We start from the raw sequence: 13,827 nt of genomic DNA on the forward strand, positions 1-13,827 counted from the left end.
CAGAGCGGCTGATTTACAGTTTTTCTGCGGCAAAAAACTGTTGCGGTTCGGCAATGGCCTGCTGTGCCGCCACCAGCTGCAGTTCGTATTCGCCCATCTGGTGAGTCTTCAACATCACTTCATACACGGCGGCGGTCACGTGCTCCAGTGCCTGCTGCAGAGACAGCCCGTGCAACAGATCCACCAGCAGCAGGCCGCTGGTCAGGTCACCCACGCCCACCGGTTGACGCACGCCAAAGTCAATCAGCGGACGGGCAATATGCCAGGCCTCATCCGCCGTCACCAGCAGCATCTCAAAGCGGTCGCTGCGATAGCCCGCACGTGCCAGATGTTTCACCAGCACCACTTTCGGCCCTCTGGCAATCAGCTCACGCGCGGCGGCAATCGCCTGTGCCACATCGCCCACCTGGCGACCACTGAGCATTTCCAGCTCCAGCAGATTTGGCGCAATAATGTCACTGGCCGGTAAGGAAGCGTGGGCATGAAACTCTGCCACGCCGGGCGCCACGATACAGCCCTTTTCAGGGTGACCCATTACCGGGTCGCAGAAGTACCAGGCATCCGGGTTAGCGGCTTTAACCATACGCACGATCTCAAGGATCGCCTCTCCCTGTTCGGCCGACCCCAGATAACCACTTAATACCGCATCACAGGTCTTCAGGCGGTCAATATCACCAATGCCTCGCGCAATCTCTGTGAGATGGCTGGCCGGCATCACCGCACCTGCCCACTGGCCGTACTGCGTATGGTTGGAGAACTGTACAGTGTTCAGCGGCCAGACGTTTGCGCCCAGCCGACGCATCGGAAATTCTGCCGCGCTGTTTCCGGCATGGCCAAATACCGTATGCGACTGGATGGAGAGAATGTTTTTCATCGTGCTAACCGACCTTCCTTGCCATTAAAAAAGCCGGCGTTAACCGGCTCCGGGACGGGGCTTAACCTCGCCCACTCATTTTTATTTCCAGCTGATTAAGCTGTAGTTCTTTTTACCACGGCGCAGCAATGTGTATTTGCCGTAGAGGCGATCGCCGTCACTGAACGCATATTCTGCATTGGTTTGCAGACTACCGTTAATGCTGACCGATTTGGCGTCGATCAACTTACGTGCCTGGCCGCGGGAGGGTGCAAGTTCAGAGTCTACCAGCGCCTGCTGAAGATCCTGACCGCTTTCCAGCTCAACGCCTGGCATACCGTCCTGCGCCAGTTGTGCCAGGTCCTGTTCAGTCAGGTCACTCAGCGCCCCCGAGAACAGGCTCTGGGTGATGCGCTGTGCCGCCACCAGACCGTCATCGCCGTGGACCAGTCGCGTGACCATTTCGGCCAGTACATACTGTGCGCGTGGGGCTTTGCCACTGTTTTTGTCTTCCTCTTCCAGCGCATTGATCTCGTCCAGGCTCAGGAAGGTGAAAAACTTCAGGAAGCGGTAAACATCCGCATCGGCGGTATTGATCCAGAACTGGTAGAACTTGTAAGGACTGGTTTTTTTCGCGTCCAGCCAGACGGCGCCGCCTTCGGTTTTACCAAACTTGGTGCCGTCAGACTTGGTGATCAGCGGCACTGTCAGGCCAAATACCTGGTTCTGATGCATACGGCGCGTCAGGTCAATACCGGAGGTAATGTTCCCCCACTGGTCAGAACCGCCAATCTGCAGAACGACGTCATGACGCTCATTCAGGCAGGCGAAATCATAACCCTGCAGCAGATTATAAGAAAACTCAGTGAAGGAGATCCCCTGATCGTCACGATTCAGACGCTGCTTCACCGCTTCTTTATTGATCATCTGGTTGACCGAGAAGTGCTTACCAATATCACGCAGGAAGGTGAGCACGTTCATGCTGCCAAACCAGTCGTAGTTATTGGCGGCAATGGCACTGTTGCTGCCACAGTCAAAATCGAGGAAGGGAGCCACCTGATGGCGAATTTTTTCCACCCATTCATTCACGGTGTCGCTGGTATTCAGCTTACGTTCGGCCGCTTTAAAGCTCGGGTCACCAATGAGTCCGGTCGCGCCACCCACCAAAGCCACTGGCTTGTGTCCGGCATCCTGAAAACGTTTCAGGCAGAGTAACGGCACCAGATGCCCCAAGTGCAAGCTGTCGGCAGTCGGATCGAAGCCACAATAGAGAGCGATTGGGCCCTGTGCCAGCCGTTCTGCTAACGCCTCTTCATCCGTTACCTGGGCGACAAGGCCCCGCTCTTGCAATTGTTTGATCAGGTTACTGCTGGCCATCTAAGACTCCATGTGAAAAGTCTGCACCTATGCTGGTACACAGCTTTCCGCTGAAACGCGGAGAAAAAATAAGGGGTATAGAATAAAGGGCCGGACGGCTCCGATCCAGCCATTCAGGGCATTATTTCCTGTATCAGGGTGCCAGACGATCAATTTTCCACGCGTCACCTTCGCGCTGGTAGAAAAAACGATCGTGCAGGCGGTGCGCCCCACCCTGCCAGAACTCCATGGAGTCCACTTTTATCCGGAAGCCGCCCCAGAAACTCGGCAGTGGGATTTCACCCTGCTGGAACTTCTGCTTAAGCTCGAGGAATTTGCCTTCAAGAATACCGCGTGCAGAGATGCGGCTGGACTGTTTTGACACCCAGGCACCCAGTTGACTGTCACGTGGGCGGCTGTGGAAGTATTTCAGTACCTCCAGCGTAGAGAGACGCTCAACACTGCCCAGCACCATGACCTGGCGCTCCAGCATATGCCACGGGAACAACAGGCTGATTCGGGGATTTTTTTCCAGCTGCTGTGCCTTACGGCTGCCGAGATTGGTGTAAAACACCAGGCCCTGGGAGTCGAAGTGTTTCAACAGCACAATACGCTGATACGGTTGCCCCTGCTCATCCACCGTTGCCACGCTCATGGCCGTCGGGTCAGGTAACTGTGCTTCAACCGCCTGGTTGAGCCAGTGTTCAAATAGTGTCAGCGGGTCAGCGGGAAGATCCTTACGGCGCAGGCCGCCCCGGGTATATTCACGCCGCAGGTGGGCAATTTGTTGCAGATGGTCGCTGTCTGTCATCGCTCTGGCTTCTGATGGGTGGGGATAAGGCATTGTGCGCCGTACCCCACAATTGTTCAATGGGTTAACTCGCTGGCTGCTGGAGCTGGCAGTCGTTGATAATGACCTTGTCATTGCGTTCAATAAAGGCGCTGTCACCTTTCGACCAGAACACGTAATGACCATCCCCATAACGCGCGCCGGACGCCGCTGGCAATTGCTTCAGCACCAGCGGCTGCCCATCGAGGATCAGTTTCACTTCACTTTTGCTGTTATCCAACTGAACCGTTAATGGCAGCGTGCCACAGGTATAGTGCAGCGTGCTGACCTGCTCCTCTGACCCTGTCTGAAAATGGCTGCACCCTGACAATGCCACCATCATTCCTGCGATATACCACTTTTTCATTGTTCATTCCTTGTAAGTTACGTCGGTCTGCCAAGGTTAAAACGTCACTTCAGGGGATGCAATCAGCGCAGGGGACGATTTGCCGGGAATATTGCCCCGATGACACTGGCTTCACGCGCGCCTGTCACCGACGGGAGATTGCCCGGCAGACCGCACAGTGTGCACCAGGCGAGCCAGGCAAAAGCCAGCGCTTCCATATCGTCTCCGCTGATACCCGCTTTGTCGGTGCTCATCACTTCTGTTCCTGCCAGCAACGCGGCCAGACGCGCCATCAGCTGAGGATGGTGAGCCCCTCCGCCACACACCATGAGCCGATCGCAGCCGCCACTGAGTTGTACCTGTTGTGCAATGGTAGTGGCCGTCAGCTCGACCAGCGTAGCCTGAACATCCTGCGCAGGCAGGCCAGGCCAGGCTGACAGCTGTTGTTCCAGCCAGCTCAGATTGAAATATTCCCGTCCGGTGCTTTTTGGTGCACTCAGTGCAAAGTAGGGATCGCTCAACATTTGCTGGAGCAGTGGCAGGATGACTCGCCCCCCGGCACCCCATGCGCCGTCTTTATCATAGGGTTTGCCCTGCTGACGCCAGACCCACGCATCCAGCAGCATATTGCCGGGCCCGGTGTCAAAACCGCGCAGGCTCTGTCCGGGTAACAGCAGGGACAGGTTAGCAATGCCACCGATATTTAACACCATGCGCCGTTCTGTTGGATGCATCAGCACCGCGTGATGAAAAGCAGGTACCAGTGGGGCACCCTGGCCACCCAGCGCCATATCGCGACGGCGAAAGTCACCCACGACGGTGATACCGGTAGCCGCCGCAATCTGGTTGTTATCCCCAATTTGCAGCGTATTCGGTGCATCTCCCTGCGGTTCGTGCCAGACAGTCTGACCGTGACAACCTATCGCGGTAATGTCTTCACTGGTTAATCCCTGCTTTTTCAGCAGCCCCTGCACCGCTTCAGCAAACAGCCGTCCGAGACGGGTGTCCAGTTGCCCCAGCTCTGACAGCGTTAGTGACTGTCCCTGACAGATGGCCAGAATCTGCTGACGTAATCCCGGTGGGATCGGATGACTGTAACTGGCCTGCTGCGCCACAATCTGTTTATCAATCACTGCCAGCACCACGTCAATGCCATCGAGGCTGGTGCCGGACATTACGCCAATAAAACGCCCTGATTTCATGCCTGTGCCTTATCCCCGCTGCGGGGCGTCAATGTCATTTTGCCAGCCTGGCAAAATTACCCTGGCAATTCTATGATTTAGTGATCTTTTATTCATCCGAATAACGATCCGGCACTTTTTGTTTGTGATTGAATCGATGTTTAAGTGGCATGGACTATCTTTCTGCGGTGGTTTTTCAAACTAATAGTGAGAAACGCAGGTCTTGTACCTTATAATAGCGTTATCGACCGCTGCCCGATGCGCAGCAGCACCTGCTACACATAGGAGTTTTAATAATGATGATGCGTTTATTAGTCGTGGCGCTTGCCGGGATAACGCTGGCTGGTTGTGTGAATGACAATACACTGTCAGGTGATGTTTATAGCGCCTCTGAAGCCAAGCAAATTCAGACCGTGACTTACGGTACGCTGGTGTCTGTTCGTCCGGTGCAGATTCAGGGCGGTGATGACAGTAATGTCATTGGTGCGATTGGCGGTGCCGTACTGGGTGGCTTCCTCGGTAATACCGTCGGCGGTGGCGCCGGGCGCAGCCTGGCCACGGCGGCAGGTGCTGTAGCCGGTGGCGTGGCAGGCCAGGGTGTTCAGGGCTCGCTGAATAAAAGCCAGGGCGTAGAGCTGGAAATCCGTAAAGATGATGGCAACACCATCATGGTGGTACAGAAACAGGCCTCAAGCCGTTACGCCGTTGGCCAGCGCGTCGCTATGGCGTCAAACGGCAGTCAGATCACCGTTTCACCGCGTTAAAAAGCAAAACTACCTGTAAAAAACCGGCTTCTGATGCCGGTTTTTTTATTCATCTCTTCCCTGAAGCTCCAGAATATTTTTTTCCAGCCTGGCGATAAGCGTGACCATTTTGTCAATTTCGGGCTGGGAAATACCGGCCAGAATATCGTCACGCGTGGCATCAATCACGTGCTCGACCTGATTGATAATCGGTTCCGCCTGTGCAGTGAGGCCAATACGCTTGGCTCGGCGATCGTTAGCGCAGGTGCTGCGCGTAATCAGCCCTTTCTCTTCCAACTGATCGAGGGTACGCACCAGTGACGGTTGTTCAATCCCAATCGCCTTCGCCAACTGGATCTGTGACTGCTCGGGAGGTAACTGGTGGATGTTATGCAGCGTCACCCAGTGGGTCTGCGTCAGTTCCAGCGGTTTTAATCTCTGATCAATTAATGCGCGCCAGATCCGCACAAGCCTTGCCAGGTCCGTTCCCAAAGGCGTATCCAATTTCCACTCCTTATAATTAGCTTGCTAGCTATCAAGCATGATTTTAGACTATTCTGCGAGTTTACAGGACAAAATACAAATTCATCATCTGTGATGGACGTATTCCGTTTGCCCTCGCTTGCGAAGCGCTGACCATAAGGATTGAGTGTGTGATAACGTCGATATTGCCTGCTACCAGCCCCATTACCGAACTGGTTTTCGGGGATTCTCTTTTTTTTCCACCGCTGTTCAAATCCGTTCTCCTTGGTTTTTTCTTCTGGCTATTGATTCACCCGCTGCTGCGCGACTGGATGTATTCAGGTGAGATTTGGCATCCCACTTTATTAGACCTCTCCGTGTTCATTCTTTGCATCGCCGCCTCGCTTGGGCTGCTCATCATCGGGTAACTACATGAAACTTAGCTCATTAAAATATTTTTCTACGCTGATTTTCTTCACGGCAGCCCTCCTGGCAGGCTGGTGGCTGTGGAATTTCTACATGCAATCTCCGTGGACGCGTGACGGGAAGGTCCGCGCCGAACTGGTGAATATCACCCCTCAGGTTTCGGGGCGTATCACCCAACTGCTGGTGGAGGATAACCAGTTTGTCACGAAAGGAACGCGCCTTTTTACCCTGGACGATGAGCCCTATCGTATCGCCATACTGAATGCAGAAGCCCAGCTGGCAAAGGCACATTCAGACTTAATCAAAGCGCAGCATGAGGCGCAACGACGTCAGAATCTGCCTCGCAATGTGATTTCAGCCGAGGATCTGGATGTTGCCGTGCTAACGGTCAGGACGATGGAAGCCACAGAGAAGGCGGCAAAAGCAGAGCTGGATCGCGCGCGCTGGAACCTTTCTCAGACAGAAGTCTTTGCGCCTACGGACGGCTGGATAAACAATCTTGAAACTCGTGTCGGCAACTACGCCAGCACCGGCGCGCCCCTCTTTGCACTGGTGGACAGCCACTCCTTTTACATCATGGGCTATTTTGAAGAGACCAAGCTGCGCCACATCCAGGCAGGCGCCCGCGCAGACATTAAGCTTTACAGTACGGATGAACAGTTGACTGGCACAGTGCAAAGCATTGGCCGCGCCATTTATGATCAAAGCGTGGAATCCGACAGCGGTCTGGTGCCGGATATCAAACCCAACGTCCCCTGGGTCCGGCTGGCACAGCGTGTGCCGGTACGCATTCGTCTGGATCCCATTCCGGGAAATATGACCCTGGTCGCCGGAACAACCTGCACAATTTCTGTCCGCCAGTGAGGAATCAATGAATCTGAGCTGGCTGGAATGGCAGCATCTGCCGTGGGTGAAAGCAACCGGTGCACAGTGGCGCTATGCCCTGCGTAATACCATTGCCATGTGCCTTGCGCTTAGCATTGCTTATGGCCTGCAACTGGATGAACCCTACTGGGCAATGACCTCTGCCGCAGTGGTCAGTTTCCCCACGGTTGGGGGGGTGATCAGTAAAAGTCTGGGACGCATTGTCGGCAGTATGCTCGGGGCCACCGCCGCCTTAATTATCGCCGGCCATACGCTGGACGAACCCTGGCTGTTTGTCGTGTCAATCGCGGCCTGGCTGGCAATGTGTACATGGGTGTCAAACCACTATCAGAACAACGTTGCGTATGCCTTCTCGCTGGCCGGTTACACCGCCGCGATTATTGCCTTTACCAGCGTAAACCAGGTGGAAATTGACAGTATCTGGACCATTGCGCAGGCGCGCGTCTGTGAGGTGATATCCGGTATCCTGTGCGGTGCCCTGATGATGATGATCCTGCCCAGTACTTCCGATGGCGATGCATTAATTCATTCACTGAAAGAGATGCACACCAAACTCCTGCACCATGCCATGTTGCTGGTCAACCGTGAAGACACCACGACCATTCGCCACGCACATGAAAATGTGATTGGTGAGATCCTCACCATGAACCTGCTGCGTATACAGGCCTTCTGGAGTCACTACCGGTTCCGCCGTCAGAACAACGTGCTGAACTACATTCTGCATCAGCAACTACGCCTGACCAGTGTTATCTCCAGCCTGCGGCGTATGTTGCTCAACTGGGAGAATCCGCCCGATCATCTGTTCAGTGTGATGCAGGATCTGCTCACGGCCATCGAACGCGGCGAGACGGACAAGTATTATCTGGCGCGCATCCTTTACCGGGCGGTGCCTGACGATCGGGCCGATTACCGGCACCGCGCCTTCTGGGAACGGCTACGCTATTTTTGCTGGCTCTATCTGAATATTGCCCGCTGGATACGGCAATTTGAGCGTGCAGACAGCCAGACCTTTCTCGTGCCCCCCACGGTCCCGGCGCTGGCACGCCAGTCAGACGGTGCTGAATCAGGCTGGAATGCGCTGCGAACGTTTAGCGTGATCTTTATCGGGTCAGCCTTCTGGGTCTCCACCCAGTGGGATTCCGGAGACTCGGCGCTGACGCTGGCGGCGATCAGCTGCGTGCTGTATTCATCCGCCCCCTCTCCGGTTAGCAGTGTCTCATTGCTGCTGAAAACTCTGGGGCTGCTTTCTCTTTTCAGCTTTGTGATGAAATTTGCTTTGATGGTGCAGGTCACCGTGCTGTGGCAGTTTCTTATTGTGCTTTTCCCTCTTCTCATCACTATGCAGCTCTTTAAGTTACAACAAAAGAAACGCGCTGCATTGTGGGGGCAATTGATTGTTTTTATGGGTTCATTTTTGTCTGTCACCAATCCCCCTACCTACGACTATCAGGGATTTATCAATGATAATCTCGCCAAGGTGTGCGGGGTGATGTTTGTCTGGCTGGCATTTATGATTTTGCGTCCCAGCTCGGATAAGCGTCGCAGCCGACGGCATATTATCGCTTTGCGCCGCGAGTTTATCGATCAGTTAGGAAGACATCCCCGCCACAGTAAGAATGTCTTTGAGTCGATGGTCTATCATCGTATCAACCAGCTTAAAAACAGCCGTGACGAACAGGCCCAGCTGTGGTTAATGCGCTGGGGAGTGGTATTGCTCAACTGTTCACACATTGCCTGGACATTGCGCGACTGGAAAACCCACTCGGCCGCTCTGGCCGCGATGCGCGATGCAGTCTTACGTGATTTGCAGAGCATTATCAGCGATCGCGGCATTCATCATGTTTCTCTGAACGATACGCTGAAAACGCTGCAACAACGAATTGACTTACTCAGTGAAGCGAAAAAGGATCAGGAAATCGAACTGTCGGGCATTATCTGGCGGCTGTTCTGCTCTTTGTCGCAATTAAAAGTGGCATCGACTTAACTCAGCCATGACCTTCGCCACGGGCATTTCAGCCCTGCTGGCGAAGGTATTTCAGGCAATTTCACGCGCTTAAGGCACATCAAAACCCAGTGCGGCCTTGCGAATACGGAACCACTGCTGACGCGTAAGCGTCATATTGACGGCCTTTGCTGCCGCCCTGACCCGTCCGATTTTACCGCTACCGATAATGGGCAGCGGCTTTGAGGGCAGCTGCATTATCCAGGCATAGATCAGCTGTTCAATACTTTCAGCGCCGGTCTCCTGTTGGATCAACAGCAGTTCATCACGCAAAGGCTGATATTCCGGGGCGGTCATCATTACCCCGCCCGCCAGACAAGACCATGCCATCGGTCTGATGCGCATCTGCTGGCACTGATCCAGGGTACCGTCCAGTAGCAACGGCTGATGTACAGGCGAAATCTCCACCTGATTGGTGGACAGCGTGAAAGGTAAACGCGACTGCAGTAGCGAAAACTGTGAGGGTGTGAAGTTAGACACGCCAAAATGCTTCACTTTCCCACTCTGATGAAGCTGCAGAAAAGCGCTGGCAACTTCATCGGCATCCATTAAGGGATCGGGGCGGTGGATCAGGAGCAGGTCAAGATAGTCGGTGTGGAAATAGCGCAGCGAATTTTCAGCGCTGTGGATAATGTGCGCCGCATCCGTGTTGTAGTGCCCCAGCGCGTGGCGGGGATCGGCCGTTGTCGCAATACCGCATTTTGTCACCAGCTCAAGGCGCTGACGCAGAGAAGGTTGCAGACGCAACGCCTGACCAAAAGCCGCTTCACACTGATAGCCACCATAGATATCCGCATGATCCACCGTGCTGATACCGCACTCGAGGTGCTGCTCAATAAATTCAACCAGTTGCTGCGGGGTCATTCCCCACTCCATGAGGCGCCAGTATCCCATCACCAGAGGAGAGAATAAGGGTCCCTGAGGCGCAATCTGTGCACGTTGTAGCATCGTATAACTCCCGTTGGCGTAATCACTGACCGCATAATACGCCATCAGCCCAGCGCAATAACAGGACAGGGTCAAATTCCCGTTTAAAACAGCGTGGGCTGCTCGGGATCATCCGGCGCATCTGAAGGGTTGCCCCGCTGCTGACGCTGAATACGCTGTCGGCACAAACGCAACACCTCACGCTTCTGTGCATCGCTGTAGCTCATCCAGTTGAAACGTTCCTCACGGCTACGCAAACAGCCACGGCAATAGCCGCGCTCGTTGACCTGACAGATCCCCCGACAGGGGCTGGGTACCGGGAAAAACTCTAATTGTTCCGCCACTACGACTCCAGGTTAATTCGCCCTTTCTTCATTGAAGACGCCTCACCCCATGTCCGCAAGCCTGACCCGGTGATTTTTACTAAAATAGTCACGTAAAGCACGCAATGCCTGCTGACTTTTCTCTGGCAGGACGCGTTCAAGAGTAAGCGCCGTCAGTTTGAGCGGACTGGCGCGCCATTCGGGCAGTAAGACCATCAACTGCCCGCTACGCAGCTCTTCCTGAATCTCCTGCAAGGGTTGCAGAGAGAGCCCCATGCCGGCGATGGTGAAGGCGCGCATCACGTTCATGCTGTCGCTGACGACCTGTCCTTCTGCCAGACGCAGGGTCAGCGCACCGTCTTGCGGATGATGAAAATCAATATGCCTGTGGGTACTGTGCCCATGTATCCAGCGGTGGCCAGAGAGCGCCTGCGGCGTTTCCGGTACGCCGTAACGGCTCAGATAAGCAGGCGCCGCACAGATCACCATCGGCCACTCCGCCAGCGGATGCGCGATCATTGCCGTGTCGCTTAGCTGGCGGCTGAAGCGCAGCGCGATATCAATACGGTGTTCAATCATATCAAGGACATTATCGGTGGCGATGATCCGCAGTTTCAGCCCCGGATGCTGCTGTAACAGCGGCGACAATGCACTGCACAAAGGCTGCCCTCCGATGCCCACGGTCGCACTGATACGCAGTTCACCGCTGAGGGTATCGCGCATTTCAGCCAGACGCCTTTCCGCCTCCAGCGCATGGGTGAGCATCGCTTCACACCCCGGATAAAAGGCGGCCCCGGCTTCGGACAGTGTCAGCTTACGAGTGGAACGGTGGAGTAACGGGACACCCACCGCCTGTTCAAGGGCCCGCAGATGCTGACTGACCGCCGACGGTGACATCCCCAACCGTCGGGCAGCTGCTGCCAGCGAGCCTTCGCTGACGACCGTGGCGAACACGGCCATGCGATTGAGTTTTTCCATCGTTCGTAAGCCTTACTTCATTATGAAAGCGAAAATATGCCACTTATCAGCGCAACTGTTAAGCAGTAAAGTTTAATCCACACTTTACAGAGGAATGAACGCATGAAAATCACCATCATTGGTGCAACCGGTTTTGTGGGTCCTGACGTGGTAAAAGAAGCACTGGCGCGGGGCCACGAAGTGACGGCTGTTTCCCGCTCAGGTAAAACACTGCCTGCCGACGCCCGTCTGAGCGTGGCAAAAGGCGACATACATGACAGTGTCTGGCTGGCAGGGGTGCTCAAAGGTCAGGATGCAGTGATCAGCGCCTATAATCCGGGCTGGGAAGAGCGCGATCTGTTCGAAAAATTCACCCGTGGCAGTCAGAAAATCCTTGAGGCGGTTAAAAACAGCGGCGTGAAGCGCCTGTTAGTGGTGGGCGGCGCGGGCAGTCTGGAAGTGGCACCCGGCGTGGAACTGGTTGATACCGAAGCCTTCCCTGCCAATATCAAACCGGGTGCGCTGGGCGCACGTGCGCTGCGTAACCAGCTCCAGGCTGAAGAACAGGCGCTGGACTGGACTTACCTTTCTCCTGCTGCCCTGCTGCAGCCAGGCCCACGCACCGCACAGTTCCGTCTGGGCACCACGTCGCTGCTGATGGAAGGTGATAAACCAGGCTCCATCAGCGTCGCTGATCTTGCCGTGGCCATTATAGATGAAATCGAGCAGCCTCAGCATATTCGTCAGCAGTTTACCGTTGCCTATTAAGTTGCGTGGCCCGTCCCTGACGGGCCGTCATTTCGTTAAACTAAGTTAAGGTTTATTTAATGTTTCCCGGCTACTATTGAATAAGATTATTCTGATGCCGGACAACCATGAAAGCCCTGAAAAAGTTACGTTGTAACGAAATTATCTTCAATATTTATGCTGCTCTGTTTTTTACCCTGATCCTTAATGGTCTTTTTATCGCACGGGCGTGGAAACTTATTCCTTATCAGGGTCTGCACGATTACCTGTATGCGGCCACCCTTCCCGTCGTCCTGTTCTGCGCCTTTCTACTGATTTTCAATGTTGTTGCACTTCCCTGGATACGTAAACCTCTGTTGCTGGTCCTGATCATCGCCAGCGCCGCCGCTAATTACTTTATGTACAGCTTCGGCACGGTGATTGATACCAATATGATCCAGAACGTGTTCGAAACCGACCTGCAGGAAGCCACCGCCCTGTTCAGCATAAAGTACATGCTGTGGATGCTGTTGCTGGGCTTACTGCCGGCTGCGCTTATGGTACTGACGCGGATTGAAAATAACCGTCCCTGGTGGATGTCGATCACCTGGCGACTGGTGACGTCTCTGGCTGCCATTCTCCTGGTGCTGCTGATCGCGGCGCTGTTCTATAAAGACTATGCCTCAATGATCCGCAATAATAAGGGCCTGGTGAAGATGATAACCCCGCCTAACGTGGTCAGCAGCATCGGGCACTACGCGGACAACCGCTGGTTTGCCGGCAGCCAGGCGTTAGTCAGAATTGGTCTGGATGCACGCAAAGGTCCGGTGTTAGCCGGCGAGAAAAAGAAAACGCTGGTGATTTTTGTCCTGGGTGAGACGGCACGGGCAGAAAACTTCTCCCTGGGAGGCTATGCCCGCGAGACTAATCCGAAGCTGAAGCGTGACAATGTCATCTATTACCGCAACGCTACCTCCTGCGGCACCGAAACAGCGATCTCCGTTCCCTGCATGTTTTCCAATATGACGCGTCAGCAATATAACGCCAACCTGGCGCACCATCAGGAAGGGTTGCTGGATGTGATGGCCCACGCTGGCGTCAATGTGCTGTGGCGAGAAAATGACGGGGGCTGTAAAGGGGCCTGCGACCGCGTACCTCATACGGATATGACCCAATGGCGGGTGAGCGAATTATGTAAAACGGATTATTGTCTTGATGACGTTTTGCTGCACCGCCTGAACAATTATATTGGCAGCGTGAAAGATGACACGGTCATTGTTCTGCATCAGATGGGCAGTCATGGCCCGGCTTATTACCTGCGTTATCCTGCGGAAATGCGACAGTTTACGCCAACCTGTGACAGTAATCAGATTCAGGACTGCGACCCTCAGGCACTGGTTAACACTTACGACAACTCCATTCTCTATACGGATTCGATGCTGGACAGCACCATCAGTCTGCTGAAATCCTGGGGTGATAAGTACAACGTGGCGCTGATTTATCTGTCCGACCACGGTGAGTCACTGGGTGAGCACGGTATGTATCTTCATGGTACGCCTTATCTCTTCGCCCCGAGTCAGCAGACTCATATTCCCTTTCTGCTCTGGATGTCAGCGGATTACGCGACTGCGTTTGGCATTGATCAGCAGTGCCTGCAGAAGCAGGCCCAGGGGGATGAGGTGTCTCAGGACAACATTTTTCATACCCTGCTGGGCATGATGAACGTGCAAACCCGGGAATATCAACCGGGACTGGATATGATCCGATCGTGTCGTCAAAACCATTAAGGCTTGAAACCGACCGTTCGGTCT

The 13,827-nt window shown here is 54.4% G+C and carries 15 protein-coding genes; 6 read left to right on the forward strand and 9 right to left on the reverse strand.

What is annotated here, in order from left to right; all coding sequences use genetic code 11:
* Positions 1–13: 13 nt before the first annotated feature.
* The 5 genes from pdxY to anmK all read right to left on the reverse strand — a co-directional run bounded on the left by pdxY (position 14) and on the right by anmK (position 4,586).
* Positions 14–874 (reverse strand): pyridoxal kinase PdxY, encoded by an 861-nt coding sequence (gene pdxY / locus K6L24_RS11810; protein WP_118664209.1) that lies wholly within the window; start codon positions 872–874, stop codon positions 14–16.
* Positions 875–955: 81 nt separating this feature from the next.
* Positions 956–2,230, reverse strand: a complete 1,275-nt coding sequence (gene tyrS / locus K6L24_RS11815; protein WP_062743448.1) for a tyrosine--tRNA ligase — start codon at positions 2,228–2,230, stop codon at positions 956–958.
* A 133-nt stretch (positions 2,231–2,363) separates the two neighbouring features.
* Positions 2,364–3,020 (reverse strand): pyridoxamine 5'-phosphate oxidase, encoded by a 657-nt coding sequence (gene pdxH, locus K6L24_RS11820; protein WP_062743449.1) that lies wholly within the window; start codon positions 3,018–3,020, stop codon positions 2,364–2,366.
* A 64-nt stretch (positions 3,021–3,084) separates the two neighbouring features.
* Positions 3,085–3,405 (reverse strand): MliC family protein, encoded by a 321-nt coding sequence (locus K6L24_RS11825; RefSeq protein ID WP_187509223.1) that lies wholly within the window; start codon positions 3,403–3,405, stop codon positions 3,085–3,087.
* A gap of 62 nt (positions 3,406–3,467) precedes the next feature.
* On the reverse strand, positions 3,468–4,586 hold the full coding sequence (gene anmK / locus K6L24_RS11830) for an anhydro-N-acetylmuramic acid kinase (RefSeq protein WP_222681494.1): 1,119 nt from the start codon (positions 4,584–4,586) through the stop codon (positions 3,468–3,470).
* Between the two features lie 275 nt (positions 4,587–4,861).
* Here anmK and slyB point away from each other — a divergent pair, with 275 nt between their 5' ends.
* Positions 4,862–5,329: an outer membrane lipoprotein SlyB gene (gene slyB, locus K6L24_RS11835; RefSeq protein ID WP_062743452.1), complete on the forward strand. Its 468-nt coding sequence runs from the start codon at positions 4,862–4,864 to the stop codon at positions 5,327–5,329.
* Between the two features lie 45 nt (positions 5,330–5,374).
* On the opposite strand, the gene slyA is transcribed toward slyB, so the two are convergent.
* Positions 5,375–5,812: a transcriptional regulator SlyA gene (gene slyA, locus K6L24_RS11840; protein ID WP_062743453.1), complete on the reverse strand. Its 438-nt coding sequence runs from the start codon at positions 5,810–5,812 to the stop codon at positions 5,375–5,377.
* Positions 5,813–5,961: 149 nt separating this feature from the next.
* Between slyA and K6L24_RS11845 the strand changes: the two genes are divergently transcribed.
* The 3 genes from K6L24_RS11845 to K6L24_RS11855 are packed head-to-tail and all read left to right on the forward strand — an operon-like array spanning position 5,962 to position 9,065.
* The gene (locus tag K6L24_RS11845) at positions 5,962–6,198 is read left to right on the forward strand and encodes a DUF1656 domain-containing protein (RefSeq protein ID WP_118664211.1); all 237 of its coding nucleotides are present in this window, start codon (positions 5,962–5,964) and stop codon (positions 6,196–6,198) included.
* Between the two features lie 4 nt (positions 6,199–6,202).
* The gene (locus tag K6L24_RS11850) at positions 6,203–7,060 is read left to right on the forward strand and encodes an efflux RND transporter periplasmic adaptor subunit (protein WP_062743455.1); all 858 of its coding nucleotides are present in this window, start codon (positions 6,203–6,205) and stop codon (positions 7,058–7,060) included.
* Between the two features lie 7 nt (positions 7,061–7,067).
* The gene (locus K6L24_RS11855) at positions 7,068–9,065 is read left to right on the forward strand and encodes an FUSC family protein (protein ID WP_222681495.1); all 1,998 of its coding nucleotides are present in this window, start codon (positions 7,068–7,070) and stop codon (positions 9,063–9,065) included.
* Positions 9,066–9,134: 69 nt separating this feature from the next.
* Here K6L24_RS11855 and K6L24_RS11860 read toward each other — a convergent pair whose 3' ends face one another.
* From K6L24_RS11860 to K6L24_RS11870, 3 genes are all read right to left on the reverse strand, one after another.
* Positions 9,135–10,031 carry an aldo/keto reductase gene (locus tag K6L24_RS11860; RefSeq protein WP_137268547.1) on the reverse strand — a complete coding sequence of 299 codons (897 nt, stop codon included), beginning with the start codon at positions 10,029–10,031 and terminating at the stop codon, positions 9,135–9,137.
* An 83-nt stretch (positions 10,032–10,114) separates the two neighbouring features.
* Complete coding sequence (locus K6L24_RS11865; RefSeq protein ID WP_062743457.1) at positions 10,115–10,354, reverse strand: DUF1289 domain-containing protein; 240 nt, start codon at positions 10,352–10,354, stop codon at positions 10,115–10,117.
* Positions 10,355–10,396: 42 nt separating this feature from the next.
* Positions 10,397–11,311, reverse strand: coding sequence for a LysR substrate-binding domain-containing protein (locus K6L24_RS11870; RefSeq protein WP_162900972.1), 915 nt, complete (start codon positions 11,309–11,311; stop codon positions 10,397–10,399).
* A 102-nt stretch (positions 11,312–11,413) separates the two neighbouring features.
* Between K6L24_RS11870 and K6L24_RS11875 the strand changes: the two genes are divergently transcribed.
* Entirely contained in the window at positions 11,414–12,058 is a 645-nt protein-coding gene (locus K6L24_RS11875) for an NAD(P)-dependent oxidoreductase (RefSeq protein ID WP_118664213.1), read from the forward strand.
* A gap of 107 nt (positions 12,059–12,165) precedes the next feature.
* Positions 12,166–13,803, forward strand: a complete 1,638-nt coding sequence (gene eptA / locus K6L24_RS11880; RefSeq protein ID WP_222681496.1) for a phosphoethanolamine transferase EptA — start codon at positions 12,166–12,168, stop codon at positions 13,801–13,803.
* Positions 13,804–13,827: the final 24 nt, after the last annotated feature.

This window comes from Erwinia persicina, assembly GCF_019844095.1.
Taxonomy (GTDB): Bacteria; Pseudomonadota; Gammaproteobacteria; order Enterobacterales; family Enterobacteriaceae; genus Erwinia; species Erwinia persicina.

What these genes read in the sequence shown, in the direction of transcription:
- pdxY (WP_118664209.1), bottom strand. Translation starts at nt 874, where the DNA reads ATGAAAAACATTCTCTCCATCCAGTCGCATACGGTATTTGGCCATGCC.
- tyrS (WP_062743448.1), bottom strand. Translation starts at nt 2,230, where the DNA reads ATGGCCAGCAGTAACCTGATCAAACAATTGCAAGAGCGGGGCCTTGTC.
- pdxH (WP_062743449.1), bottom strand. Translation starts at nt 3,020, where the DNA reads ATGACAGACAGCGACCATCTGCAACAAATTGCCCACCTGCGGCGTGAA.
- K6L24_RS11825 (WP_187509223.1), bottom strand. Translation starts at nt 3,405, where the DNA reads ATGAAAAAGTGGTATATCGCAGGAATGATGGTGGCATTGTCAGGGTGC.
- anmK (WP_222681494.1), bottom strand. Translation starts at nt 4,586, where the DNA reads ATGAAATCAGGGCGTTTTATTGGCGTAATGTCCGGCACCAGCCTCGAT.
- slyB (WP_062743452.1), top strand. Translation starts at nt 4,862, where the DNA reads ATGATGATGCGTTTATTAGTCGTGGCGCTTGCCGGGATAACGCTGGCT.
- K6L24_RS11850 (WP_062743455.1), top strand. Translation starts at nt 6,203, where the DNA reads ATGAAACTTAGCTCATTAAAATATTTTTCTACGCTGATTTTCTTCACG.
- K6L24_RS11855 (WP_222681495.1), top strand. Translation starts at nt 7,068, where the DNA reads ATGAATCTGAGCTGGCTGGAATGGCAGCATCTGCCGTGGGTGAAAGCA.
- K6L24_RS11860 (WP_137268547.1), bottom strand. Translation starts at nt 10,031, where the DNA reads ATGCTACAACGTGCACAGATTGCGCCTCAGGGACCCTTATTCTCTCCT.
- K6L24_RS11870 (WP_162900972.1), bottom strand. Translation starts at nt 11,311, where the DNA reads ATGGAAAAACTCAATCGCATGGCCGTGTTCGCCACGGTCGTCAGCGAA.
- K6L24_RS11875 (WP_118664213.1), top strand. Translation starts at nt 11,414, where the DNA reads ATGAAAATCACCATCATTGGTGCAACCGGTTTTGTGGGTCCTGACGTG.
- eptA (WP_222681496.1), top strand. Translation starts at nt 12,166, where the DNA reads ATGAAAGCCCTGAAAAAGTTACGTTGTAACGAAATTATCTTCAATATT.